The following is a 24,411-nucleotide window of genomic DNA, read 5'->3' as shown; positions in this document are numbered from 1 at the left end:
GGGACGAGGGAGCGTCGTGGCGCGGCCGACGGGGGCCCCCTCAACGGACCCGTCGACCGCCGCTAAGAAGCAGGGCGGCGCGCAGGGGCACAAGGGCGAGGGCGATCTGGCGGTTCATGGGCAAGGCCTAACGCCCCGCGCGCCCCGCTGTCAAGGCGCAAAGCCACGCCCGGTTGAACCCGCGCCCAAGGCCGGGCATCCTGTTGCAAACGAGGTGCCCCATGACCCCAGACCACCGCCCCGCCGCGTTCCTGCGCGCCCTGTTCGACCGGGCGGTGGCCGTCGCCGACCCGATGCGGGTGATCCCCGCGCACCTGCCGCCGAAACCGGCGGGCCGGGTGGTGGTGATCGGCGCGGGCAAGGCCAGCGCCCGCATGGCCGAGGCCGTCGAAACCGCCTGGGGCCCCTGCGAGGGGCTGGTCATCACGCGCTATGGCTACGCGCGCCCCTGCCAGGGGATCGAGATCGTCGAAGCCGCGCATCCGGTGCCCGACGCGGCCGGGGCCGAGGCCACGGCACGGATACTGGCGTTGCTGGCCGGGTTGGGCGCCGACGACTTTGTGCTGGCGCTGATTTCGGGCGGGGCGTCGGCGCTGCTGGTCGCCCCGGCCGAGGGCGTGACGCTGGCCGAGAAACAGGCGGTGAACGCGGCGCTGCTGGCCTCGGGCGCGCCGATCGACCGGATGAACACGGTCCGCAAGCATCTGAGCCGGGTCAAGGGCGGCCAACTGGCGGCGGCGGCCTGGCCCGCGCGGATGCTGGCGCTGATGATCTCGGACGTGCCTGGGGATGACCCGGTCTTTATCGGGTCGGGGCCGACCGTCGGCGACCCATCCAGCCGCGACGACGCCCGTGCGGTGTTGTCGCGCTGGAACATCGCGGTGCCCCCCAGCGTCGAGGCCGCGCTGAGCCGCCCCTCGGGGGTGATCGCCCCGGGCGACGCGCGCCTGTCCGCCTGCGAAAACCGCGTGATCGCCGCCCCGGCGCAATCGCTGGCCGCCGCCGCCGCGCTGGCGAAGGGCTGCGAGGTGCGGATCCTGGGGGACGCGCTGGAAGGCGAGGCGCGCGACGTCGCCACCGATCAGGCGGCCCGGGCACGGGCGATCCAGGCCGCGATGCGGCCCGGTGACCGGCCGGTGCTGCTGCTTTCGGGGGGCGAATTGACGGTCACGCGCCGGGGCGACGGGATCGGCGGGCCAAATGCCGAATTCTGCCTGGCGCTGGCCCTGGGGTTGGACGGCGCGGCCGGCATCCACGCGCTGGCCTGCGACACCGACGGCGTCGATGGCGCGGCCGAGGTCGCCGGCGCCGTGATCGGCCCCGACACGCTGGCGCGCGCGCAGGCCGCCGGGCTGGACCCCGCGCAAGCCTTGGCGCGCAACGACGCGCACCGCTTTTTCGCGGCGTTGGGCGATCAGGTCGTGACCGGCCCGACCTTGACGAATGTCAACGATTTCCGGGCGATCCTGATTACCCCCGCGGTTCGCTGAGGTTCCCGCCCCCGACCGGCGCCGCGACCCCCGTGGTGCCCGGCGCCGAGGTCGGCAGCCCCCGCGCGACCCGTGCCGCAAGATAGGCAAAGGCCTGGGCCTCGATCATGTCACCGTCGAGGCCATGCGCCTCGACCGGGTCCACGGGGCAGTCGCAGGCGGCCGCGATCATCCGCATCAGGGTGGCGTTGTGCCGCCCGCCGCCGCAGACGATCAGCCGCTCGGGCGCGGCGGGGAAATGTTCGAACGCAAGCGCCACGCCGGCTGCGCAACCGGCCGCCAGCGTCGCCAGCGCATCGGCATCGTCCAGGCCCGCGACATCGGGCGCAGGCGCCGCCCGGTCCAGCGATTTCGGCGGGATGCGGCGGAAATAGCCCTGCGCGACAAAGGCGTTCAGCCGGGCCTCGTCCGGCGAGCCCCGGGCGGCCAGCGCCCCGCCCTCGTCGCGCGCCAGACCCAGGCGCGCGCGCATCAGATCGTCCATCGGCGCGTTGCCCGGGCCACAGTCGAAGGCCAGGCACGCCCTTTCGGGTGCGGGGTCGCGCGGGTCGCACCAGGTGACGTTCGCCACGCCCCCGACGTTCAGGAACACGACCGGCGCCACGAACCCCAACCGAAGGGCCAACGCATGGTGATAGAACGGCGCCAGCGGGGCGCCCTGCCCGCCCAGACGCACGTCGGCGGTGCGGAAATCCCAGACGACGGGCCAGCCAAGCGCCTGGGCCAGCACCTCGCCCGAGCCGGCCTGATGCGTGCCCCGCCCGCCGGGATCATGCGCCAGCGTCTGACCATGGAAGCCCACCAGATCGACCGGCGCGAACCCCGCCAGCAGTTCGGCGTGGGCCAATTCGACAACCTCGGCCGCGGCCTCGGCCCGAGGGTCGCCCGGCCACGCGCCCAGGGCCGCGCGCAGGACCGCGCGCTCGGCCTCGGAATAGGGCCGATACGCGGTTTCGCCGAACCCGGCGACCTGGACCCCGTCGGTTTCCAGCACGGCGGCGTCCACCCCGTCCAGCGAGGTCCCCGACATCGTGCCCAGCACCCGCAGCATCCCGGGTTTCATCATGGCTTTCCCTTTCCGCGCCCTTCGCGCTATAGACAGCCCGACCCGCGCGCCGAGGACAAGCGAAATGAACCACAACCCGAAATCCGAATTCCTGCGTATCATCATCGAACGCGGTTTCCTCGCCGATTGCACCGATCTGCAATCCCTGGACGAGGCCCTGATGGCGGGCGTGGTTCCGGCCTATATCGGCTATGACGCGACGGCGAAATCGCTGCATGTGGGGCATCTGCTGAACATCATGCTGTTGCGCTGGATGCAAAAGAGCGGCCACAAACCGATCACGCTGATGGGCGGCGGCACCACCAAGGTGGGCGACCCGTCGTTCCGGTCCGAGGAACGCCCGTTGCTGACCGCGCAGGCGATCGACGACAACATCGCCAGCATGAAGACCATCTTTGCCAGGTATCTGGACTATGGCGACGCGCCCAACGGCGCGCTCATGCTGAACAACGCCGAGTGGCTGGACACGCTGAACTACCTGGAATTCCTGCGCGACATCGGGCGGCATTTCTCGGTCAACCGGATGTTGTCCTTCGAAAGCGTCAAGTCGCGCATCGACCGCGAGCAGTCGCTCAGCTTCCTCGAATTCAACTACATGATCCTGCAAGCCTATGATTTCCTCGAACTGCACCGCCGCTATGGCTGCCTGTTGCAGATGGGCGGATCGGACCAGTGGGGGAACATCGTCAACGGCATCGACCTGACGCGCCGGGTGATGGACGACGCCATCTTTGGCCTGACGACACCGCTGCTGACAACCTCGGACGGGCGCAAGATGGGCAAATCGCAAGGCGGGGCGATCTGGCTGAACGGCGATCTGCTCAGCCCCTATGAGTTCTGGCAGTTCTGGCGCAACACCACCGACGCCGATGTCGGCCGGTTCCTGAAGCTGTATACCGAACTGCCGGTCGCGGAATGCGACCGCCTGGGCGCGCTGCAAGGCGCCGAGATCAACGCGGCCAAGGTGATCCTGGCGAACGCGGTCACGACGCTGTGCCATGGCGCCGAGGCCGCCGCCGCCGCCGAAGCGACCGCGCGCGCGGTGTTCGAGCAGGGCGGCACGGGCGAGGATTTGCCGCGCGTCGATCTGACCGCGACCGAGGCCGACGAAGGCGTGTCCATCGTGCAACTTTTCGTGCGCACCGGGCTGGCGAAATCCGGCAAGGATGCAAAGCGCCTGATCGCCGAGGGCGGCGCGCGCCTGAACGACGAACCCTTGAGCGACGCCGGCCTGGTGCTGCACACATCGGATCTGTCGCAGCCGATCAAACTGACCGCAGGACGCAAACGGCACGCGCTGGTGGGGCTGGAATAATTGTCAGGCAATTTATTGCCTGACAATATTATGCCCAGAAAAGCCTACCTAGGTCACTGAAAAATCGACAATTCGGCTGTTCCGCCTGACAGTTATCCTCAGACACGTCGCCCTTGGCGCGCGCCCCGGCCCCTTGCGGCAATCGGCAGTGCGAACCGTCGGATTCCGTTGATGTCTGACCTTTAGCCGGGCCGCCCGCCTCGCGCTTGCCGGGGCGAGGCGCCGAACCGGCGGCGGAACGCGCGCGAAAAGCTCGACCGATCCGCAAAGCCGCACCTCAGGGCGATCTCCTGAATTGGGTGGCGCGTGTCTGCCATCATGCGTCGCGCCGCCTGCAAGCGCAGTTCCAGATAGGCCGCACCCGGCCCCTGCCCCAACCCGTCGCGGAACAATTGTTCCAGCCGGCGTGCCCCGATCCGCTGGGCGCGGGCCACCGCGGCCAACGGCAAGGGATCCTCGAGATGCTGGCTCATCAGCGTCAGCGCCGCCGAAAGACGCGGATCACGCGCGCCGGGCAGCAACCCTGGACGTTGCGGCCGCGTGCCGTCCGCGCGTGCGTCATAGAGAAACGAATCCGCCACGCGCCCGGCCACACCGGCCCCGCAGCGGGTGCCGATCAGATGCAGCATCAGGTCGGCGGCCGGCACCGCGCCGCCCGCGGTGAACCGGTTGCGCGACAGCACGAAACGGTCGGGCACCACCTCCACGGTCGGAAAGGCGGCCGCGAAATCCTCGAGGTCTTCCCAGTGGACGGTGGCGCGGTGGCCGTCCAGCAGGCCTGCGCGCGCCAGCACCCAGGGCCCGGCATCGACCCCGCCGATCGCGCGAAACCGCCCCGCGGCGCGGCGCAATCCCGCCAGCAGGCCGCGCGTCACGACCTCGGCCTGGGCGTAGCCCGCGACAACGATCAGCACATCCGCGCCCTCGGCCGCCGCCAGACCTCCGCGCGCGGGCAGTTCGATGCCGCAGGTCAAGGGCACCGCGGCGCCGTCGGGCGAGATGACCCGCCAGCGGAACCCCTCGCGCCCGAGGTGGCGGTTGGCGCTGCGCAACGGGTCGAGCACCGACGCCACCTCGAGAATCGAAGCCCGCGGCAGCACCAGAACCGCGATGTCGAGGGGCTGCGACGAGGGCGCGAAAAGGCTTTCGGTATTTGCCATGTGTTCTTCGTATTTCGTCAACTCTGGCGATTCAACCCTGATACTCTGCCCCCAACAAAGGAGACGCCCATGCCACTTTCGATGAATCGCGAGGTCTTCATCACCTGCGCCGTGACCGGCTCGGGCGGGACGCAGGACCGCAGCCCCCATGTGCCGCGCTCGCCCCGCCAGATCGCCGACAGCGCCATTGACGCGGCCAAGGCCGGCGCGGCGATCGTGCATTGCCACGTCCGCGACCCAGAAACCGGCGCCCCGTCGCGCGACCCGGCGCTCTACCGCGAAGTGACCGAGCGCATCCGCGATTCGGGCACGGACGTGGTGCTGAACCTGACCGCCGGGATGGGCGGCGACCTGCTGTTCGACGGCACCGAGGCGATGAACCGCATGTCGCAGAAATCCGACATGGCGGGCGCCGCGGAACGGGTCGCCCATGTCGTCGATTGCCGCCCCGAGATCTGCACCCTGGACTGCGGCACGATGAACTTTGCCGAGGCAGACTATGTCATGGTCAACACGCCCGGAATGCTGCGCGACATGGCGCAACGGATGACCGACTCGGGCGTCCAGATCGAGATCGAGGCCTTTGATACCGGGCATCTGTGGTTCGCCCGGCAACTGGTGGCCGAAGGGATCATCCGCGACCCGGTGCTGGTGCAGCTTTGCATGGGCGTGCCGTGGGGCGCACCCGACGATCTGAACACCTTCCTGGCCATGGTGAACAATGTGCCGGCCGATTGGCACTGGTCGGCCTTTGCCCTGGGGCGCAACCAGATGGCCTTTGCCGCGGCCGCGGTGCTGGCGGGCGGCAATGTGCGCGTGGGGCTCGAGGATAACCTGTGGCTGGACAAGGGCGTGCTGGCGACCAACGCGCAACTCGTCGAGCGCGCCGTCGGCATCGTCGAGGGGATGGGCGCGCGCATCATCACCCCGGCCGAGGTCCGCGCCCGGCTGAAGCTGGAAAAGCGCGCGCCGCTGTGAGGGCGCTGGCGGCGGTCGCCCTGATCCTGATGGCGGGGCCGGCCCTCGCGCAGACCTGGCCGGTGCCGTGGGATGGCTACTGGCGCGCCCCTGCCGCGACCTGCGCGCAGGCGACGCGCCATACGGGGCCGGACACGGTCGATGAAACGGTCTGCCACGGGATCTCGGCCCTTGCGCTGGCCGTGCCCGCGACCTGGCAGGTGGTGATGCGCTGCGACGACGGCGGCCGGGTCTGGACCGCACCGCGCATCGTGATGTTGGGCGCGGGCCGGATGTGGATCTGGTTCGGCCCGGGCGGATCGGCCCCGATGGAATTCCTCCGCTGCGAAAGCGGGGGCGAGTATTGACACGCGAACGGACACCGGGCCACGCGCCCGCAGGGAGAACGGACATGACACGCAAGGCGGGTATCATCGGCGGGGGCGTCATCGGCGGCGGCTGGGCGGCGCGCTTCCTGCTGTCGGGCTGGGATGTGGCGATCTTTGACCCCGACCCCGAGGCCCCCCGCAAGATCGGCGAGGTTCTGACCAACGCCCGCGCCGCGCTGCCCGCGCTGGCCGACGTGCCGATGCCGCCCGAGGGACGTCTGACATTCGCCGCCAGCGTGGCCGAGGCCGTCGAAGGCGCGCACTATGTGCAGGAGTCGGTCTCGGAACGGCTGGAGCTGAAACACGCGGTCTATGCGCAGATCCAGGCGGCGGCGCCGAACACGTTGCTGGGGTCCTCGACCTCGGGTTTCAAGCCCAGCGAGTTGCAACAGGGCGCGGTGAATCCCGCGCAGATCTTTGTCGCGCACCCGTTCAACCCGGTCTATCTGCTGCCCCTAGCCGAGGTCGTCCCATCGCCCAGGAACGACGCGCAGAGCATTGAAACAGCTAAGGAAATCCTGCGCGATATCGGCATGTTTCCGCTGCATGTCCGCAAGGAAATCGATGCCCATATCGCCGACCGGTTCCTGGAAGCGGTCTGGCGCGAGGCCCTGTGGCTGGTCAAGGACGGCATCGCCACGACCGAAGAAATCGACGAGGCGATCCGCATGGGTTTCGGACTGCGCTGGGGGCAGATGGGCCTGTTCGAGACCTATCGCATCGCCGGCGGAGAGGCGGGCATGAAGCATTTCATGGCGCAGTTCGGCCCCTGCCTGACCTGGCCCTGGACCAAGCTGATGGATGTGCCCGAGTTCAACGACGCCCTGGTGGACCTGATCGCGGGACAGTCGGATGCGCAATCGGGGGCCTACTCGATCCGCGAACTGGAACGCATCCGTGACCAGAACCTGATCGGGTTCCTCCGGGTTCTGAAACAGCGCGACTGGGGCGCGGGCAAGGTGCTGCGCGATCACGACGCCCGCCGCCGCGCCGCCGAACCCGCCCCCACACCGGAGGGTGCGGGCCCCCTGGTGCTGGCGCATATGCAGGTTCTGCCCGGCTGGATCGACTACAACGGCCATATGACCGAAAGTCAGTATTTGTTCGCGTCGTCAGAGGCTTCCAACGCGTTCCTCGACTATGTCGGGGCGGGTATGGACTATGTCGCGGGCGGGCGCAGCTATTACACCGCCGAAAGCCACATCATGCACCGGGGCGAGGCCAAGTTGGGCGACCGGCTGACGGGCACGGTGCAGGTGCTGGGCGCGGATGAAAAGCGCATGCATCTGTTCATCCGCATCCTGCGCGGCGAAACCGAGGTGGCCTCGATCGAACAGGTCCTGCTGCACGTCGATATGGCCGCCGGCAAGACCTGCCCCGCCGCCCCCGAGGTCCTGGACCGCCTGCTTGCGCTGGTGCAGGCCCACGCGGACCTGCCGCGCCCGGCGGCGGCCGGTCGCCACGTCGGGCAGAAACAGCGGTAACAAGGACAGCGCCATGCATTTCGGACTGAGCGACGAACAACGGATGATCGTCGATACGACGCGCGCCTTTGTGGAGGCCGAGCTTTACCCCCACGAGGCCCAGGTCGAACGCGACGGCCACCTGCCGCTGGAATTGATTCGCGAGATCCAGAAAAAGGCCATGAATGCAGGCCTTTACGCGGCGAACATGCCCGAGGATGTCGGGGGTGCCGGGCTCGATACACTCAGTTGGCTGCTCTATGAGCGCGAGCTTGGCCGGGCCAATTACGCGTTGCACTGGACCTGCGTCGCGCGCCCGTCGAACATTCTTCTCGCCGGCACGCCGGAACAGCGCGAGCGCTATCTCATGCCCTGTATCCGCGGCGAGACCTGGGATTGCCTGGCGATGACCGAGCCCGGCGCGGGCAGCGATCTGCGCGGCATGACGGCCAGCGCCCGCCCCGATGGTGACGACTGGATTCTGAACGGCACGAAGCATTTCATCAGCCACGCCGATATCGCGGGCTTCACGATCGCCTTCATGGCCACCGGCGAGGAAGAGACCCCGCGCGGTCGAAAGAAGCGCATCACGGCCTTTTTCGTGGACAAGGGAACACCCGGTTTCTCGGTGCGCGCGGGATATCGCAACGTGTCGCATCGCGGCTACAGCAACGCTGTGCTGGAATTCGACGCGTGCCGCGTGCCCGCCCGCAACGTCCTGGGCGAGGTTCACCGGGGGTTTGAGGTGGCGAACCAATGGCTGGGCGCGACCCGGCTGCAAGTGGCCGCGACCTGCCTGGGCCGCGCCGACCGCGCCCTCGGTCACGCCATTTCCTGGGCCTCCGAGCGCCGCCAGTTCGGCCAGCAGATCGGCAAGTTCCAGGGCGTCAGTTTCAAACTGGCGGACATGGCCTTGGAGCTGAAGGCGGCCGAGTTGCTGACCCTCGAGGCGGGCTGGAAGCTCGACGCCGGCACGGTGACCGACGCCGACATGGCGATGGCCAAGCTGAAAGCCACCGAGGCGCTGGCGATGATCGCCGACGAGGCGATCCAGATCCATGGCGGTATGGGGTTGATGGACGAGTTGCCTCTCGAACGGATCTGGCGGGACGCCCGCGTCGAGCGGATCTGGGAAGGCACGAGCGAGATCCAGCGGCACATCATTTCGCGCGAATTGCTGCGCGCGGTCGGCGGGTAGCGGGGGGCCAGCCCCCCGCACCCCCCGCCAAAGGGGACGCAGGGCGCCCCCTTTGGAAACCCCACCCCCCCCCACTCTGAGCGTATGTCCGGCACGATAAAGGCGCGATGGCGATGGAGCGAACAGACGATTTGGGCACCCAGGCCCCAAGCCGTGCGGTGGCGCGGGCGGGCGACCTGTCGCGGGTGATGCGGCCGCGGTCGATCGCCGTTCTGGGCGCCGGCTGGGCGGCGAACGTGATCGAACAATGCGCCAAGATGGGGTTCGCGGGTCCGGTCTGGCCGGTGCATCCGACGCGCGACGCCATCGGCGGCGTGGCCTGCCTGCGCAGCCTTTCCGACCTGCCCGAACCGCCCGACGCGGTCTTCGTCGGCGTAAACCGCCACGCCACGATCGGGGTGGTGGCGGAGCTTGCGGCGATGGGCGCGGGCGGGGCGATCTGCTTTGCCTCGGGCTGGGAGGAGACGGGCGAGGCCGGGTTGCAGGCGCAACTGGTGCAGGCCGCCGGTTCCATGCCGATCCTGGGCCCGAACTGTTACGGCGTCATCAACTACCTCGACGGGGCCCTGCTTTGGCCCGATCAGCACGGCGGTCGGCGGGTCGCGCGAGGCGTCGCGCTGATCAGCCAGTCGTCGAACATCGTCATCAACCTGACGATGCAGGCCCGCGGTCTGCCGGTGGCCTATGTCGCCTGCCTGGGCAACGCGGCGCAGGTGGGCCTGGCCGATCTGGCCGAGGCCGTCCTGGCCGACCCGCGCGTCACGGCGCTGGGGCTCTACGTCGAAGGGATCGACGACCCGACGGCCTTTGCCGCGATTGCGCAGGCCGCACGGGCCGCGGGCAAGGGCATCGTCGCGGTAAAGTCCGGAAAGACCGAAGCGTCGCGCGCGGCGGCGGCGTCGCATACTGCCTCGCTCGCCGGAGGGGGGGCGGCGTCGTCAGCCTTTCTCAGGCAATGCGGGGTGGCCGAGGTGGCGACCCTGGGGGCCTTGATCGAGACCCTGAAGGTGATGCATGGACATGGCCCCGATCTGGGCCCGCGCTTGTGTTCGCTGTCGTGTTCGGGCGGAGAGGCGGGGCTGGTGGCCGATCTGGGCGCGCGCGCGGGCCTGGCCTTCTCGCCGCCCGACGCCGCGCGCAAGGCCCGCCTGTCGGAAACGCTGGGGCCGTTGGTGACGATCGCCAACCCGTTGGATTATCACACCTTCATCTGGGGCGACGGGCCGCGCACGACCGAGGTGTTCAGCACCATGCTGGGCGGCTACGACGCCGGGATCTTCATCATCGACCCGCCGCGCCCCGACCGCTGCGACCCCTCCAGTTTCGAACCCGCCCTGGCCGCGATCGAGGCCGCGCAAGCGGCGACCGGCAAACCCGCCTTTCCGGTCGCCTCGTTGCCCGAGAATTTCGACGAACCCCGCGCCATCGCGATGATGGAGCGCGGCGTGGTTCCGCTGATGGGTCTGGAAACCGCGCTCGAGGCCTTGAAAGCGGCCCAGACGCCGGCCGGGCGCACGGATTGGCGGCCCTGGCCCTCTGCACCGGAGGGTCCGCGCGTGGCACTGGACGAGGCTGCGGCCAAGGCGATTCTGGCGGGCTTGGGCGTGGCGGTGCCGCGCGGGGTGCGTGCGATGACGCTTTCGGAACTGGACCCGACCGGACTGACCGGCCCCTTTGCGCTGAAAGGGCTGGGTTTCGTGCACAAGACCGAGGCCGGCGCGGTGCGTTTGGGGGTGCGCGATCCGGCCGCCGAACCGCCGATGCCGGGCGCCCTGGGGTATCTGCTGGAAGAGATGGTCGAGGGCGGCGTGGCGGAACTGCTGATCGGTCTGCGGCGCGATCCGGTCTATGGCGCGACCCTGACGCTGGGCCTGGGCGGGGTGACGGCCGAACTTCTGGCCGATACCGTGACGCTGGTGGCGCCGGCGGGCGCGAACGAGATCGCCGGCGCGCTGGAGCGCCTGCGCCTGTGGCCGTTGCTGGACGGCTGGCGGGGACGGCCAAAGGCCGATACGCAAGCGGCCGTGCAGGTCGCGCTGCGATTGCAAGAGGCACTGGAACGCGACGCGACGCTGGCCGAGATCGAGATCAACCCCTTGATCCTGAAGGCAAGCGGTGCGGTCGCGGTGGATGCGGTAATCTGGAGGGACGCATGATCAATCTGACCGAAAGCCCGATCAGGACGCGGCGCGAGGGCGCCATTCTCGAGGTGACCCTGGACCGGCCAAAGGCGAATGCCATCGACCTGGCCACCAGCCGCGTCATGGGCGCTGTGTTCCGCGACTTTCGCGATGACGACAGCCTGCGGGTCGCCATCCTGCGGGCCGAGGGCGACAAGTTCTTCTGCCCTGGCTGGGATCTCAAGGCCGCCGCAGGGGGTGACGCGGTCGATGGCGATTATGGCGTCGGCGGGTTCGGCGGCTTGCAGGAGTTGCCCAACCTCAACAAGCCGGTGATCGCCGCGATCAACGGCATCTGCTGCGGCGGCGGTCTGGAGCTGGCGCTTTCGGCGGATCTGATCGTGGCCAGCGAGACCGCCACCTTCGCCCTGCCCGAAATCCGCTCGGGCACGGTCGCGGATGCGGCCTCGATCAAGCTGCCGAAACGGGTGCCTTATCATGTCGCGATGGACCTGCTGCTGACCGGGCGCTGGTTCGACGCGACCGAGGCCAAGGCCTGGGGCCTGGTGCGCGAGATCTGCGCGCCCGGCGACCTGCTGGCGCGCGCCTGGGACCTGGCGCGGTTGCTGGAATCCGGCCCGCCGCTGGTCTATGCGGCGATCAAGGAAATCGTGCGCGAGGCCGAGGCGATGCGCTTTCAGGACGCGCTGAACCGGGTGACCAAGCGGCAGTTCCCCACCGTGGACCGGCTCTACGGCTCGGACGACCTGCACGAGGGACAACGCGCCTTTGCCGAAAAGCGCGATCCGGTCTGGACCGGTCGCTGAGGCGGCGCGCGGGCGGCTTTCAGCCCATGGCTTGCGCGGACGCCCCCTCGGCGCTATCCCGTCGCAACCCGACCCCGCGCGAAAGGCCGCCCCGCGACATGCCCTTGCTTCTGCGTCTCTATCTGGGTTTTGCCGCCGTGTCGGCGCCGTTCTGGCGCGTGGTGCTGTGGCTGCGCCAGCGCAAGGGGCGCGAGGACCGCACGCGCGGCCGCGAGAAACTGGGCTATTTCACCCGCGCCCGCCCCGACGGCCGGCTGCTGTGGTTTCACGCCGTGTCCGTCGGCGAGGCGCAGGCGCTGGTCTCGTTGCTGGACCGGCTTGGCGCCGCGCACCCGGATCTGTCGGTGCTGCTGACCACGCACACCCTGGCCTCGGCGCAGGCGCTGGCGCAGCGTGGCCTGCCGGCGCGGGTGATCCACCAGTTCGCGCCCGCCGATTACCCTGCCGCCTTGCGCCGCTTCCTGCGCCACTGGCGGCCCGACGCGCTGATCGTGGCCGAAGCCGACATGTGGCCCGTGATGCTGACCCGCGCACGCCGCGCCGGCCTGCCGATGGTGCTGCTGAACACCCATGTCACCGCGCGCCGCTATCGCCGCCGCCGCCGGGTCGCGGCCAGCAACGGCTATCTGATGAACCTGTTCGACCAGATCCTGGTGCAGGACGCGGACTCGCTGGAACGGTTCAAGGATCTGGGCGCGCCGGCGGCGAAGATGTCGGTCATGGGCGTGCTCAAGGCGGCCTCGGCGCCCCTGCCCGATCAAGCGGCCGAACGTGCGGTTCTGGACCGGCAAATCGGTGCCCGGCCGCGCTGGCTGGCGGCCTCGACCAAGGCGGTCGAAGAACCGCTGCTGATGCAGGCCCATGGCCTGGCGCGCGCGCAGCGGCCGGATCTGCTGTTCCTGATCGCCCCCCGCCAAAGGACCGAGGCCGACGCGACCGAAGCGGCGGCGCGCGCGCTCTTTCCGGCGGCGGCCATCGCCCGGCGCTCGCGTCAGGACCCGATCACCGCCGACACCAGCGTCTACATCGCCGACACGATCGGCGAGATGGGCCTGTGGTATCGCCTGGTCCCCGTCGCCTATACCGGCAATTCGATGCCCGTGCCCTCGGGCCCGCCGCTGACCGGCAAGAACCCGTTCGAGGCCGTCGCCCTGGGCGTCATGGTGCTGCACGGCCCCGATGTCGGCAATTTCGCCGCCGCCTATGCGCGCCTGGCCGCCGAAGGCGGCGCGCTGGAGGTTCGCGATGCCCAGGCCATGGCACGGGCCGTGGTCGCCGCGCAGGACCCGGCGTTCCGCGCCCCCTTTCTGGCCGGCGCGGCGCGGGTTCAGGCTGACAACCTGCACCCGTTGGAAACCGCCGTCGCGGCGATGGAGACCGTCCTGGCCCGGCTTCCGGCGCGCTGAAATGCAGGTTTTCAGCCCGCGTGTTCCGCGCTAGAAGGCTTGCACATCGCCCCTTGCCCCGGGGCCCAGATCGAGGACCGCCCATGACCCCGTCCCTCTTGCCCCGGCCCGAGGCCCGCTGACATGCCCGGTCCCTGCCTGCTGTGTGGCGGCTCTGACCGCGCGGTTCATGCCACCCGGGACGCCAAGGACGGCCAGCCCCTGGACATTGCCGTCTGCGCCACCTGCGGCATGGTGCAACTGGACACGGTTCCCGACGATGCCGCGCTGTCGGCGTTTTACGCCAGCGAATACCGCGCCGCCTATCGCGGCAGCGCTGTGCCCAAGTTGCGCAACGTTCACAAGGCGGGCGGCAAGGCCGCCGGACGGCTCGCGCCAGTGTTGCCGCTGACCCGCCGCGGGGCCCGGCTGCTGGATATCGGTGCCGGGGGCGGCGAATTCGTGTTCCTCGCGCAAGAGGCCGGACTGACCGCGCGCGGCATCGACCCGAACGGCGACTATGTGGATTATGCGCGCACGCACCTGGGCATCGACCTGAGCCGCGCCGAGGTTTCGGACCTGGCGCCCTCGGACCGGTTCGATGTCATCACGCTGTTTCATGTGCTGGAGCATCTGGCCCACCCGCGCGCGGTCTTCGCGCAGATCGCCGGATTGCTGAACGATGACGGGTTGCTGGTGATCGAGGTGCCGAATTTCGGCTCGGCCCTGCTGCCGCCGCGCAACACCTTCTTCAAGGCGCATATCAACTATTTCACCGAACCCACGCTGCGGATGCTGGGGTCCGAACATTTCACCGTCGATCTGGCCCGCAGCACAAAGGATCTCTACATGATCTTTCGCAAGCGGGCGGCGGCGGCGGAGCAGGACACCGCCCCCCGGGCCGAGGCCCGGCGCATCGCCGACGAGCGGTTCGCCAAACGCGGCCTGCCGGAATACCTGGCCCAGGGCGGCGGGCTGTCGGTCTTTCGCAAGCTGGCCCAGCAATGGGCAACCCGCAAGGCGATCAAGGGCGCCGACCCGCGCGCGGTGCTGATGCGCTTTGCCGGGCAGCGCGCGGGCGCCTGACGCCCTTTGCCCGACGCCCCAGGACCGAGGACCCGAGCCGTGAGCGAGACCGACAGCCTGCTGACCGTCGCGATCATGTCCTACAACCGGCCCGATTATCTGCGCAATTGCGTCGACTCGGTGCACCGGCACCTGCCCGGGGCGCGGATCCTGGTGATGGACGACGCCTCGGACGACCCGGTGCAACAGGCCGAACTGCGCCGCGCCGAAAACGAACGCGGGGCGCGCGTGGTCATCGGCGGCGCCGGCAGCGACTGGCACGGCGGCCTTTACGGCAACATGCAGCGCGCGCTCGAACTGTGCGAGACGCCGCTTCTGCTGTATCTGCAAGACGACAGTCAGATCGTCCGCGACGTCTCGGGCGCCGAGATCGCGGCGCTTGGCGACCATCTGCGGCAAACCGGCGGGGCCTTTCTCTATCCGTTCTTTCTGAAGGCCAAGAAAAAGCGCCCCTGGGCGCGCCGCTTCGTGCCCGATCCGGTGCATCGGCTGATGCAGCCCCTGCGCGGCGCGGACGGTGTGGCGCATCTGACCTATGCCGATATCGCGCTGGCGCATGTGCCGGTGCTGCGCGCCGCCGAGTGGCGCTTTCAGCGCAGCGAGCCCCGCAACGAACAGAACGCGGCCGCGCTGTTCCCGCAGGGCATGGCGATCCTGGCTGACCCCTGGGGTTTTTACTGCCCAGAGGTTCCGGTCTTCCGGCACCGCGCGCGCACCCGCTCGTGGGTGCATCGCTGGGCGACGCGGGGGACCTCGGGGGCCAACCGGTTGCGGGCGCTGGACGGCGCGGCCGTGGCCCGCCTGCGCGCGCGCGCGCCCCTGGATCTGCCGATCGCCGAAGATTGGCTGACCGCCGAGGACCCGCGCATCAAAAGGCCGTTCGTCTTTGACGAAATGAAGCGCAACAAACTGATCTGGCTGGCCTTCACGCTGGAACAGCGGCTGCGGCGGCGGGGTTAGCCGCGCTTGTCCCACAGCGCCTGCAACGCCGGGTCGATCTGCCAGTCCACGGTATCGGCGGTCTCTTCGCGGCCCTCTTTCCAGCGCGTGGAAATGCCGTGGCAATGCGCGAACCAGAAATCGGGCGCGCCGGAGATCCAACTGCGGGGCAGCGATTCCAGCGAATGGGTCATCCAGGACCAGCGCCCCACCACCCCCTGCGGGTCAAGGGCGTATTTCGACGGGCAGGCCCGGGCCCGGGCCGGGTCGATCCACAGGTGATCGGCGTGCAGGGGCTTGCCCCGGCCCGGTTTGGCAAAGCGCCAATAGCCGGGAAAGGTCATCACGCCCAGCCGCCGGTCGCGCGCCGCGTCGAACACGCTGGCACCGCTGTTCGACACCACGATCTCGTCCACATCGCACGACAGGACCGCCCGCGCCCGCCCGAGGTAGAGATCGCGGTTCGTGTTGGCGATGCCGGTTTGCAGGAACCGGGCCTGCGAGGCACGGCGGCAGATGGCCGAACTGGGGCCATAGCGGAACGGCACCGACAGGATGCGCACCGCCTTCAGGAAATCCAGCCCGCGCAGCCGCTCCAGCAGGTGCTCCAGCGGATAGGCCGTCGAGGCATTGTCCGAGATCAGCAGCGCCTCGGCCCCGTGATGGCGGTTGAGATGCGCCATCCAGTCCACGATCCAGTCGGGATCGTTGTTCTGCGACATGGTGTAGACGGTGTTCAGCCCCGCAAAGACATCCGTCGCCTGATGCAGGATCGCCATCGCCTGCGTCCGCCCGTCCAGTGTCAGGATCAACCGGTCAGCCGGCGTGGTCAGCGCGAACTCGGCGATCACATACCGCTTGAAATGCCGCAGCCTGGGCGCCGGCAAGGGGCCCCGGTCGGTCGCATACCCGGCGCGCGCCAGCAGCGGCGCCAGGTTCAGCGCCCGGGGACCATAGAGCCGCAGCAAGCCCCGGTCCTGCAACCAGACCGCGGAATAATAGAGCACGTCGTCGTCATAGCGCGCGCGCAGCCCCGGGTCGTCGGTGCGAAAACGCACCAGCGGCGGCAAGCCGCGCCTTGGCGCCCCTTCGGGCAGGGTCAGGCCGGTCAGGGCGTCGATCGCGCGGGGTTCGGGCATTCAGGGGACTCGCCGGATGGTCGGCGCGACCCTAGACAAAGGCGCGTGCGGCGGCAAGCGGCGGTGCGATTGTGCGCCAGGTCACAGACTTTGTGCGCCGATCGGCACCCCGCTCACGCAAATGCGACCGCGCACCCGTCAAAGCTGTGCCTATCCTGCGCCCGCACACACCAACAGGGAGAGCCCCATGTTCCGCACCGCGACTGCCCTTGCCCTCGCCGCAACGCTGGCCTTGCCGACGCTGGCCGGCGCCGAGGAGACCTCGGACCCGAACATCATCGCGCGTCAGGCGCAGATGAACCTCATGGCCTACAACCTGGGCGTTCTGGGGGGCATGGCACAGGGACGCATCCCCTTTGACGCGGCGATGGCCAGCGCGGCAGCCACCAGCCTGCACCAGATCGCCACCATCGACCACGGCCGCATGTGGCCCGAAGGCTCGGACAACATGAGCGCCGACGACACCCGCGCCCTGCCGGCCATCTGGGATGACATGGCCGGTTTCGAAGCCCGCTATGCCACGCTGGCCACCGCATCCGAAGCGATGGCCGCGGCCGCGGGGACAGACCTCGCGACGCTGCAAGGGGCCGTGCGGAACCTGGGCGGCGCGTGCGGTGGCTGCCACCAGACCTATCGCCAGCCGGAGTGAGCGCATGAAGCGGCTGATTGGCGCGGCCCTGGTCCTGGGCGCGGCCGGGCTGGCGGGTTTCTGGGTTCTGACCCGACCCGCCGCCCTGCCCGACGACACGCTGGCCGCGCTGCATCTCGCCCAAGGGGATGCGGCGCGCGGTGAGCAGGTCTTCTGGACCGGAGGCTGCGCCAGTTGCCACGACGCGCCGGGGGTCGAATCGCAGGCCCCCGACGCGGCGCGCCTGGTGCTGGCCGGGGGGCGGGCCTTTGCCACGCCCTTTGGCACCTTCCATGCGCCGAACATTTCGATGGCCCCCCAGGCCGGGATCGGGCGCTGGACGCTGGATCAGTTCGCGACGGCGCTGCTGCGTGGCGTCTCGCCCCGGGGCGCGCATTACTACCCCGCCTTTCCCTATACGACCTACGCCCACGCGACGCCGCAGGACGTGGCCGATCTTTGGGCCTTCTGGCAGACGCTGCCGGCCGATGCCACGCCCTCGCTGCCGCACGAGGTCCGCTTTCCGTTCTCGATCCGGCGCGGATTGGGGTTGTGGAAGCTGCTGAATTTCACCACGGATTTCGCCACCCCGCCCAGCACCGACCCGCAGGTCGAACGTGGCCGCGACCTGGTCGAATCCTGGGGGCATTGTGGCGAATGCCACACGCCGCGCGACGCGCTCGGCGGTCTCGACAGGTCACACTGGCTTGCGGGGGCGCCCGCGCTCACGGGCACGGGCCGGATCCCGGCGCTGCCACCCGAAGGCTGGTCCGCCGCGGATATCGCCGCTTATCTTCAGAGCGGCTTCACCCCCGAATTCGATGTGGTCGGGGGTGAGATGGCTGACGTGGTTGCCAACCTTGGCCATATCGCCCCCGAGGATCGGGCGGCGATCGCGGCTTACCTGATCGCGCTCAGATCATCGCCCAATCGCTGAATTTCTGCGTCGGGCGCGGCGCGGGTTGCGGCGCGGGCTTGGCGGGTTGGCGGACGAATTTCGACATGGGTCTTTCCTGTGAATCACGCGACGAATCGCCGCTGTGCTATCTCTCTGTCGTGGCGCATCCACAAGAGGGTCATTCAACAATGAGACAAAATTGAGGCGACTTATCCACAGCCTCGGCGGAACCCCGCCCAGGGTGCATTCGCGCTTGACTTGACAGGGCGCCGGAGGCCAAACCTCGGGCCATGACCGCAGCCCGCCTCTCCATCGACCTCGACGCCATCGCCGCCAACTGGCAGCGGCTGGCACGGCTCAATCGTGCCGAAACCGGCGCCACCATCAAGGCCGACGCCTATGGGCTGGGCGCGGGTCCGGTCGCGCGCCGGCTGGCGGCCGCAGGGGTGCGCAGCTTCTTCGTGGCCCTCGCCGAAGAGGGCGCGGCGATCCGCCAGGCCTTGGGCGCCGGGCCCCGCATCTTCGTCTTTTCCGGGCACATGGCGGGCGATGCGCAGACGCTGCGCAACCTCGACCTGATCCCCGTGCTGAATTCGGCCGAACAGATGGTGCGCCATTTCGAATCCCTGCCCGACCATGCCTTCGCCGTGCAACTCGATACCGGCATGAACCGGCTGGGCATGGAACCCGCCGAATGGTCGGCGGTGCGTGCGCTGGCGCTGCCCAAGGGCCCGAAACTGATCCTGTCGCACCTGGCCTGTGCGGACGAGCCCCAGCACGTGATGAATGCCGAACAGCGCGAGGCCTTTGTCGAGATGACCGACGGCTGCGATGCGCCGCGCTCTCTGGCGGCGACGGGCGGCGTGCTGCTGGGACCCGGTTACCACTTCGACCTGGCGCGGCCCGGTATCGGCCTTTACGGCGGCGCGCCCTTCGACGAGGCGCTGCCGGTCGTCACCCTGTCCCTGCCCGTCATCCAGACGCGCGAGGTCGCGACCGGCGAGCCGGTCGGATACAACGGCACCTGGGTTGCCGACAAACCCTCGAGCATCGCGACGGTGGCCTCGGGCTACGCCGACGGGTTGCTGCGGTCCCTTTCGGGCAAGGCCACGCTCTGGGCTGGCGACACCGCCTGCCCCGTGGTCGGCCGGGTGTCGATGGACCTGATCACCGTCGATGTCTCGACGCTTGAGACGGTGCCGGACGCGTTGGACATTCTCGGCCCGCACCAGGGCGTCGATGACCTGGCCGCGCAGGCCGGAACCATCGGCTACGAGATCCTGACCAGCCTGGGCGCACGCTACCGGCGCCGTTATACCGGGCAGACCGCATGATCGGGGTGTCGGCCCTCGGCGCGACGGGACGCGGCTTTGCGGGCGTTCTGGGCGCGGTCGGCCGGTTCGTCGGCTTTGCCGCGCAGGCGCTGGCGTGGATGGTGCGCCCGCCGTTCCACGCGCGCGAATTCGGCGCTCAGGTGTTGCTGATCGGCTGGTTCTCGATGCCGGTCGTGGGGATGACGGCGCTGTTCACCGGGGCCGCGCTGGCGTTGCAGATCTATGCCGGATCGGCGCGGTTCTCGGCCGAATTCGCCGTGCCGTCGATCACCGCGATCGGCATGGTGCGCGAACTGGGGCCGGTGCTGGGCGGGCTGATGGTGGCCGCGCGCGTCGCCTCATCCATCGCCGCCGAAATCGGCACGATGAAAGTCTCGGAACAGATCGACGCCCTGCGCACGCTGGCGGTCGAACCGATGCAATACCTGACGGTTCCCCGCCTGTTGGCGGCGACTTTGGCGATGCCGGTGCTGGTGGCGGCGGGCGATTCCATCGGCATACTGGGTGGCTATGCGGTCGGCGTCACGCGGCTGGGGTTCGATGGCCCCACCTATTTGCGCAACACGTTGGATTTCCTGGAATTCAGGGACGTAGGCTCGGGCCTGGTCAAGGGCGCTGTGTTCGGCTTCCTGGTCGCGCTCTCGGGGTGCTATTTCGGCATGACCTCGGGCCGCGGCGCGCAGGGTGTGGGCGAGGCCACGAAATCGGCGGTGGTGCTGGCCTCGGTGTTGATTCTGGCCGCGAATTACCTTCTGACCGAGGCCTTCTTTTCGGCATGATCCACGCGGACGATCTTCACAAGGCGTTTGGCGCCAAGCGGGTGCTGAGGGGCGTGTCCTTCGCCGTCCCCAAGGGCCAGAGCCTGGTGGTGATCGGCGGATCGGGCTCGGGCAAATCGGTGCTGCTGCGCTGTCTTCTGGGGCTGGAGCGCGCCGATCGCGGCCATGTCCGCATCGCCGGGCTGGACGACCCCGCACCGCAGGTGCTGGCGACGCACGTGGGGATGCTGTTCCAGGGCGGCGCGCTGTTCGATTCGCTTCCCGTATGGCAGAACATCGCCTTTCGCCTGATGCGCGGCACCGGGCGGATGGGACGCGCCGCCGCCCGGGACCTGGCGGTGGAAAAGCTGGCCCGGGTCGGCCTGGGGCCCGAGGTTGCCGATCTCTATCCCGCCGAACTGTCGGGCGGGATGCAAAAGCGCGTCGGACTGGCCCGCGCCATCGCCGGCGACCCGCCGATCCTGTTCTTCGACGAACCGACCGCCGGGCTGGACCCGATCATGGCGGCGGTCATCAACGCCCTGATCCGCGGCGTCGTGACCGAAATGGGCGCGACCGCCGTGACAATCACGCACGACATGCGCACGCTGAGCGACGTGGCGGACCGCGTCGCCATGCTGCACGAGGGGCGCTTTTGCTGGCAGGGCAGCGCCAGCGAGGCGCTTTCCACCGACGACCCGGTGATGCGCCAGTTCACCCAGGGCCGCACCGAGGGGCCAATCCCGACGCTGCGCTGATCCGCGCCGCCTCAGGCCGGCGCGGTCATCCCGGTTCGGCCGTCGGCACCGTCTGCATCGCCGTCGCGCTGGCGAGCGGTGGCTGGACGGGGTCCATCGGCAGGGGCGCGTTTGCGCCCGGCGGCTGGGTCAGCCGCACCGCGCGCATCCCGCGTGTCTGCCCCAGGCGGCCCGTGGCCGGGTTCTGACCGTCCAGCGCGATCAGTCGCACCTCCTCGAGGTTGGACAAGGGGAAGGTCAGCGTGCTGCCGATACCCAGGCCCAGGACCTCGGCCAGGGGCAGGGTCACGCGGCCCAGTTCCGCCCGCAGGACCACCGGCGCCTGCATCACGGCGCTTTCCAGTGCCCCGGACCAGCGCGCGGTGTCGGTTTCCGGAGGTTCCGACGGCCCTGACGTGGCGCTGGCGTGCCGGGGCAAGGCCAGCATCGCGCGCAAGGGGCGCGTCACCGCCCCGGCCACCAGCGTGGCGGTCAGCGCGACCAGGTCATAGTCGCCGTCATCCAGCAGCACGGGCAACAGGCGGTGGTCCGGCACCGCCCGTTCGATCCGCAACGCGGCCGCGGGATCGTCCGCGCCCAGCCCCGCCAGCGCCGCGTTGAGCAGGCCCCCCAGCAGCGCCGCGTCGGTGGCCGTGGGCCGTCTGGCCTGCGGCGGGCGCGCGGCCAGGCGGCCGACCGTCATCGCCTCGATGATGGTGACAAAGCCGTCCTGATCGACGACCGCCAACCCGGGCCCCTGCCCTTCGATCGTCAGCAGGGCAACGAAGGCCTCGGGATCGACGGTGTCCAACAATTCGGCCAGGCTGGCGCGGCGCCGGTGCAGGCTGCCGTCCTCGGCCACCAGCGGCGCGGCGGCCGAAACCGCGCGCGCAAAGCTGCGCACCAGCGCGGCGGCCGGGCCCCGTGCCTCTGCCGCCGCATCCTCGGGCGGGGTTGAGGGGCGCGGCGCCAGTTTGCGCCGCAACACATGCGAGCGTGGAACGTCATTCATGGGCCGAGCATCCTGCCTTTGACGGCACCATCGCAGCCCCGGGTTAAGAAACCCTTTCCGTGTCAGGCATCCGACAGGCGCGAGACGACGACCTGAACCTCGGGCTTCTTGCCGATCTCATCCAGGCAGCAGGCCCGCACACGCCGGCGGATGGTCTCGATCAGCTTGTCGTCCGAGGCCAGCACCTTGCGCCCGGTTCGTTCGAGTTCCTCGGACAATTCGTCCTCGATCACCTCGTTCAACGGCCGGTTCGAGCGCCCCTCGCGCGACAGCCCCAGGCAATCCGCCCAGGCGTCGCCCAGGGGCATCCCGTCCTCGTCGATCACCAACGTGACCATGACCAGCCCGTTCAGCGCCATCTTGATGCGCTCTCGCACGACGCCATCCATAGCGCCATAGATCGCGGTGCCGTCCAGATAGAGCCGGCCGGTGTCCACGTGTCCGGCAACCACGGGTTCGGGGCCGGTCAGGTCCAGCATCGTGCCGTTGGGGGCAATGGCCGAGGCCATGCCGCGCCGCTGCGCCAGCAGCGCGTGCTGCCGCAGGTGCCGGTGTTCGCCGTGCATGGGGATCAGGATTTCGGGGCGCACCAGGTCGTGCATCCGCTCCAGATCCGGGCGGTTCGCGTGACCCGAGACGTGGAACTGCCCCTGCGTGTTGTCGGCGATATCGACGCCCTGTTCGGACAGCGCGTTGACGATGCGCAGCACGTCGCGCTCGTTGCCCGGAATGGTCATCGAGGAGAAAAGGAACGTGTCGCCTTCCTTCAGCGAAAAGCCCAGATACGACCCGCGCGCCAATTGCGCCGAGGCCGCGCGCCGTTCGCCCTGGCTGCCGGTCACGATCAGCATCAGGTTCTGGCGCGGCAGCTCGTTCGCCTCTTCGGCGCTGACCACCGGCGGAAAGTCGTGCAGCAGCCTGGCCTCGGTCGCGGTGCGCACCATGGTCTGCATCGCCCGCCCCAGCAGGCAGACCGACCGGCCGGCGGCGCGCGCCGCCTTGGCCAGCGTCCGCACCCGCGCCACGTTCGAGGCAAAGGTCGTCGCCACCACCAGCCCGGGCGCATTGCGCACCAACTCGGTGATCGCCGGCGGCAACGAGCTTTCGGACCGGCCGGGGTGCGGCGAGAAGATGTTGGTGGAATCCGACACCATGACGTGCACGCCCTTGTCGCCGAGGGCGCGGAACAGGTCCTCGTCAAAGGGTTCGCCCACGCCGGGCGCGATATCCAGCTTGAAGTCGCCGGTGTGCAGCACCCGGCCGGCGGGCGTGCCGATCAGCATCGCCGAGGCTTCCGGCAGCGAGTGCGAGACGGGCAGGAATTCGATCTGGAAGGGGCCCAGCTCGACCACCTCGCCCTTGGCGACGGTGGTGATTCGGTCCACCGGCTGACCGGCTTCGAGCATCTTTTTCGCGGCGATCCGGGCGGTGAAGTCGCGGGCATAGACGGGTGCGCGCAGGCGGCTCCACAAATGGCCCAGGCCGCCGACGTGGTCCTCGTGCGCGTGGGTGATGAAGATCCCGTCGAGCCGGTCGCGGCGCTGTTCGAGCCAGGCCATGTCGGCCATGATGAGATCGACACCGGGCGTTCCGTCCATATCGGGGAAGGTCACGCCGACATCGACCAGAATCAACCGCTCGCGGTCCTTGGGGCCGTAGCCGTAGACATAGGCATTCATGCCCACTTCGCCGGCGCCGCCCAGCGGCAGATAGATCAGTCGGTCGGCCTTCATGCGGTCGCGATGTCCCTGTTGTAACGGTTGATGAGCACGAGCCCGTGCATCGTCAGGTCGTCCTCGACAAAGTCGAAGATGTCGGTGCCCTGGTCGAACAGCGGCGCAAGCCCGCCGGTGGCGATCACCGACATCGGGCGCTCGTGCTCCAGGCGGATCTGGCCCACGATCCCTTCGACCAGGCCGACATAGCCCCAGTAAATGCCCGACTGGATACAGGCAACGGTATTCGTGCCGATCGCGCTTTGCGGTTTCGTCACGTCCACATGCGGCAGGGCGGCAGCGGCCATGTGCAGGGCCTCGAGCGAGGTGTTCACCCCGGGCGCGATCACCCCGCCGATATAGGCGCCGTCGTGGTCCACCACATCAAAGGTCGTGGCGGTTCCGAAATCCACCACCACCAGGTCGCCGCCGTGGCGGTCGAAGCCGCCGACCGTGTTGACCAGGCGGTCCGGCCCGACCGTGGTGCCGTGATCGACCCGGGGCGCGACGGGCAGCGCACAGTCGGGCCGCCCCACCACCAGCGGGCGACAGTTGAAATACCGGTCGCACAGCACCCGCAGGTTGAACACCACGCGCGGCACGGTCGAGGAGATGATCGCCTCGGTGATCTCGGCGTCGATGCCGCGCACCGCCATCAACGTGCTGAGCCAGGTGAAATACTGGTCGGCCGTCTGGCGATGGTCGGTCGCGGTGCGCCAGGTGCCCAGGAACTGCGTGCCGTCCCACAGGGAAAACACGGTGTTGGTGTTGCCGCAATCAATGCAGAGAAGCATG

Annotated in this window: 22 protein-coding genes; 16 read left to right on the top strand and 6 right to left on the bottom strand. The window is 69.3% G+C overall.

Annotated features, from left to right (window positions below):
* The first annotated feature begins 221 nt into the window (after positions 1-221).
* Positions 222-1,490: a glycerate kinase gene (locus tag H6900_11395; GenBank protein ID MCC0073880.1), complete on the top strand. Its 1,269-nt coding sequence runs from the start codon at positions 222-224 to the stop codon at positions 1,488-1,490.
* On the opposite strand, the gene H6900_11390 is transcribed toward H6900_11395, so the two are convergent.
* Positions 1,471-2,556 (bottom strand): anhydro-N-acetylmuramic acid kinase, encoded by a 1,086-nt coding sequence (locus H6900_11390; protein MCC0073879.1) that lies wholly within the window; start codon positions 2,554-2,556, stop codon positions 1,471-1,473. The two genes, H6900_11395 and H6900_11390, sit on opposite strands and share 20 nt — an antisense overlap.
* Before the next feature lie 64 nt (positions 2,557-2,620).
* Here H6900_11390 and H6900_11385 point away from each other — a divergent pair, with 64 nt between their 5' ends.
* Entirely contained in the window at positions 2,621-3,871 is a 1,251-nt protein-coding gene (locus H6900_11385; protein ID MCC0073878.1) for a tyrosine--tRNA ligase, read from the top strand.
* Between the two features lie 182 nt (positions 3,872-4,053).
* Here H6900_11385 and H6900_11380 read toward each other — a convergent pair whose 3' ends face one another.
* Complete coding sequence (locus H6900_11380; protein MCC0073877.1) at positions 4,054-5,031, bottom strand: GlxA family transcriptional regulator; 978 nt, start codon at positions 5,029-5,031, stop codon at positions 4,054-4,056.
* 69 nt (positions 5,032-5,100) lie between these two features.
* Between H6900_11380 and H6900_11375 the strand changes: the two genes are divergently transcribed.
* The 9 genes from H6900_11375 (at position 5,101) to H6900_11335 (ending at position 15,416) form a co-directional block, all read left to right on the top strand.
* Positions 5,101-6,009: a 3-keto-5-aminohexanoate cleavage protein gene (locus H6900_11375; protein MCC0073876.1), complete on the top strand. Its 909-nt coding sequence runs from the start codon at positions 5,101-5,103 to the stop codon at positions 6,007-6,009.
* A complete protein-coding gene (locus H6900_11370; GenBank protein ID MCC0073875.1) occupies positions 6,006-6,356 on the top strand; it encodes a hypothetical protein in 351 nt (116 codons plus the stop codon). Before H6900_11375 ends, H6900_11370 begins: the two co-directional genes overlap by 4 nt.
* A gap of 44 nt (positions 6,357-6,400) precedes the next feature.
* Positions 6,401-7,861 (top strand): carnitine 3-dehydrogenase, encoded by a 1,461-nt coding sequence (locus H6900_11365; GenBank protein ID MCC0073874.1) that lies wholly within the window; start codon positions 6,401-6,403, stop codon positions 7,859-7,861.
* 13 nt (positions 7,862-7,874) lie between these two features.
* On the top strand, positions 7,875-9,038 hold the full coding sequence (locus H6900_11360) for an acyl-CoA dehydrogenase family protein (GenBank protein MCC0073873.1): 1,164 nt from the start codon (positions 7,875-7,877) through the stop codon (positions 9,036-9,038).
* Between the two features lie 113 nt (positions 9,039-9,151).
* Positions 9,152-11,194, top strand: coding sequence for an acetate--CoA ligase family protein (locus tag H6900_11355; protein MCC0073872.1), 2,043 nt, complete (start codon positions 9,152-9,154; stop codon positions 11,192-11,194).
* Positions 11,191-11,985 carry a crotonobetainyl-CoA hydratase gene (caiD, locus tag H6900_11350; protein ID MCC0073871.1) on the top strand — a complete coding sequence of 265 codons (795 nt, stop codon included), beginning with the start codon at positions 11,191-11,193 and terminating at the stop codon, positions 11,983-11,985. The genes H6900_11355 and caiD overlap by 4 nt, the downstream gene beginning before the upstream one ends.
* A 98-nt stretch (positions 11,986-12,083) precedes the next feature.
* Complete coding sequence (locus H6900_11345; GenBank protein ID MCC0073870.1) at positions 12,084-13,391, top strand: 3-deoxy-D-manno-octulosonic acid transferase; 1,308 nt, start codon at positions 12,084-12,086, stop codon at positions 13,389-13,391.
* Between the two features lie 123 nt (positions 13,392-13,514).
* The gene (locus H6900_11340; protein ID MCC0073869.1) at positions 13,515-14,456 is read left to right on the top strand and encodes a methyltransferase domain-containing protein; all 942 of its coding nucleotides are present in this window, start codon (positions 13,515-13,517) and stop codon (positions 14,454-14,456) included.
* Between the two features lie 39 nt (positions 14,457-14,495).
* Positions 14,496-15,416 (top strand): glycosyltransferase family 2 protein, encoded by a 921-nt coding sequence (locus H6900_11335; protein ID MCC0073868.1) that lies wholly within the window; start codon positions 14,496-14,498, stop codon positions 15,414-15,416.
* Here H6900_11335 and H6900_11330 read toward each other — a convergent pair.
* Positions 15,413-16,534: a hypothetical protein gene (locus H6900_11330; GenBank protein ID MCC0073867.1), complete on the bottom strand. Its 1,122-nt coding sequence runs from the start codon at positions 16,532-16,534 to the stop codon at positions 15,413-15,415. The genes H6900_11335 and H6900_11330 overlap by 4 nt on opposite strands.
* Before the next feature lie 187 nt (positions 16,535-16,721).
* On the opposite strand from H6900_11330, the gene H6900_11325 reads away from it, so the two are divergent.
* The 5 genes from H6900_11325 (at position 16,722) to H6900_11305 (ending at position 20,910) form a co-directional block, all read left to right on the top strand.
* The gene (locus tag H6900_11325) at positions 16,722-17,183 is read left to right on the top strand and encodes a cytochrome c (protein ID MCC0073866.1); all 462 of its coding nucleotides are present in this window, start codon (positions 16,722-16,724) and stop codon (positions 17,181-17,183) included.
* Between the two features lie 4 nt (positions 17,184-17,187).
* Positions 17,188-18,099, top strand: a complete 912-nt coding sequence (locus tag H6900_11320; GenBank protein MCC0073865.1) for a cytochrome c — start codon at positions 17,188-17,190, stop codon at positions 18,097-18,099.
* A gap of 251 nt (positions 18,100-18,350) precedes the next feature.
* Complete coding sequence (gene alr / locus H6900_11315; protein ID MCC0073864.1) at positions 18,351-19,394, top strand: alanine racemase; 1,044 nt, start codon at positions 18,351-18,353, stop codon at positions 19,392-19,394.
* Positions 19,391-20,173 carry an ABC transporter permease gene (locus H6900_11310; GenBank protein ID MCC0073863.1) on the top strand — a complete coding sequence of 261 codons (783 nt, stop codon included), beginning with the start codon at positions 19,391-19,393 and terminating at the stop codon, positions 20,171-20,173. Before alr ends, H6900_11310 begins: the two co-directional genes overlap by 4 nt.
* The gene (locus H6900_11305; GenBank protein ID MCC0073862.1) at positions 20,170-20,910 is read left to right on the top strand and encodes an ATP-binding cassette domain-containing protein; all 741 of its coding nucleotides are present in this window, start codon (positions 20,170-20,172) and stop codon (positions 20,908-20,910) included. Before H6900_11310 ends, H6900_11305 begins: the two co-directional genes overlap by 4 nt.
* Positions 20,911-20,935: 25 nt before the next feature.
* Here the strand turns inward: H6900_11305 and H6900_11300 are convergent, their stop codons facing one another.
* The 3 genes from H6900_11300 to H6900_11290 all read right to left on the bottom strand — a co-directional run bounded on the left by H6900_11300 (position 20,936) and on the right by H6900_11290 (position 24,410).
* Positions 20,936-21,901 (bottom strand): FliM/FliN family flagellar motor switch protein, encoded by a 966-nt coding sequence (locus H6900_11300; protein MCC0073861.1) that lies wholly within the window; start codon positions 21,899-21,901, stop codon positions 20,936-20,938.
* A gap of 62 nt (positions 21,902-21,963) precedes the next feature.
* Positions 21,964-23,634 carry a ribonuclease J gene (locus H6900_11295; protein MCC0073860.1) on the bottom strand — a complete coding sequence of 557 codons (1,671 nt, stop codon included), beginning with the start codon at positions 23,632-23,634 and terminating at the stop codon, positions 21,964-21,966.
* A complete protein-coding gene (locus tag H6900_11290) occupies positions 23,631-24,410 on the bottom strand; it encodes a type III pantothenate kinase (GenBank protein MCC0073859.1) in 780 nt (259 codons plus the stop codon). Before H6900_11290 ends, H6900_11295 begins: the two co-directional genes overlap by 4 nt.
* Between the last annotated feature and the right edge of the window lies 1 nt (position 24,411).

The sequence above is a fragment of the Rhodobacter sp. genome, from assembly GCA_020637515.1.
Lineage (GTDB): Bacteria > Pseudomonadota > Alphaproteobacteria > Rhodobacterales > Rhodobacteraceae > Pararhodobacter.
The sequence above is the reverse complement of the archived record's forward strand: the minus strand, read 5'-3'. Positions and strand labels throughout refer to the sequence as shown.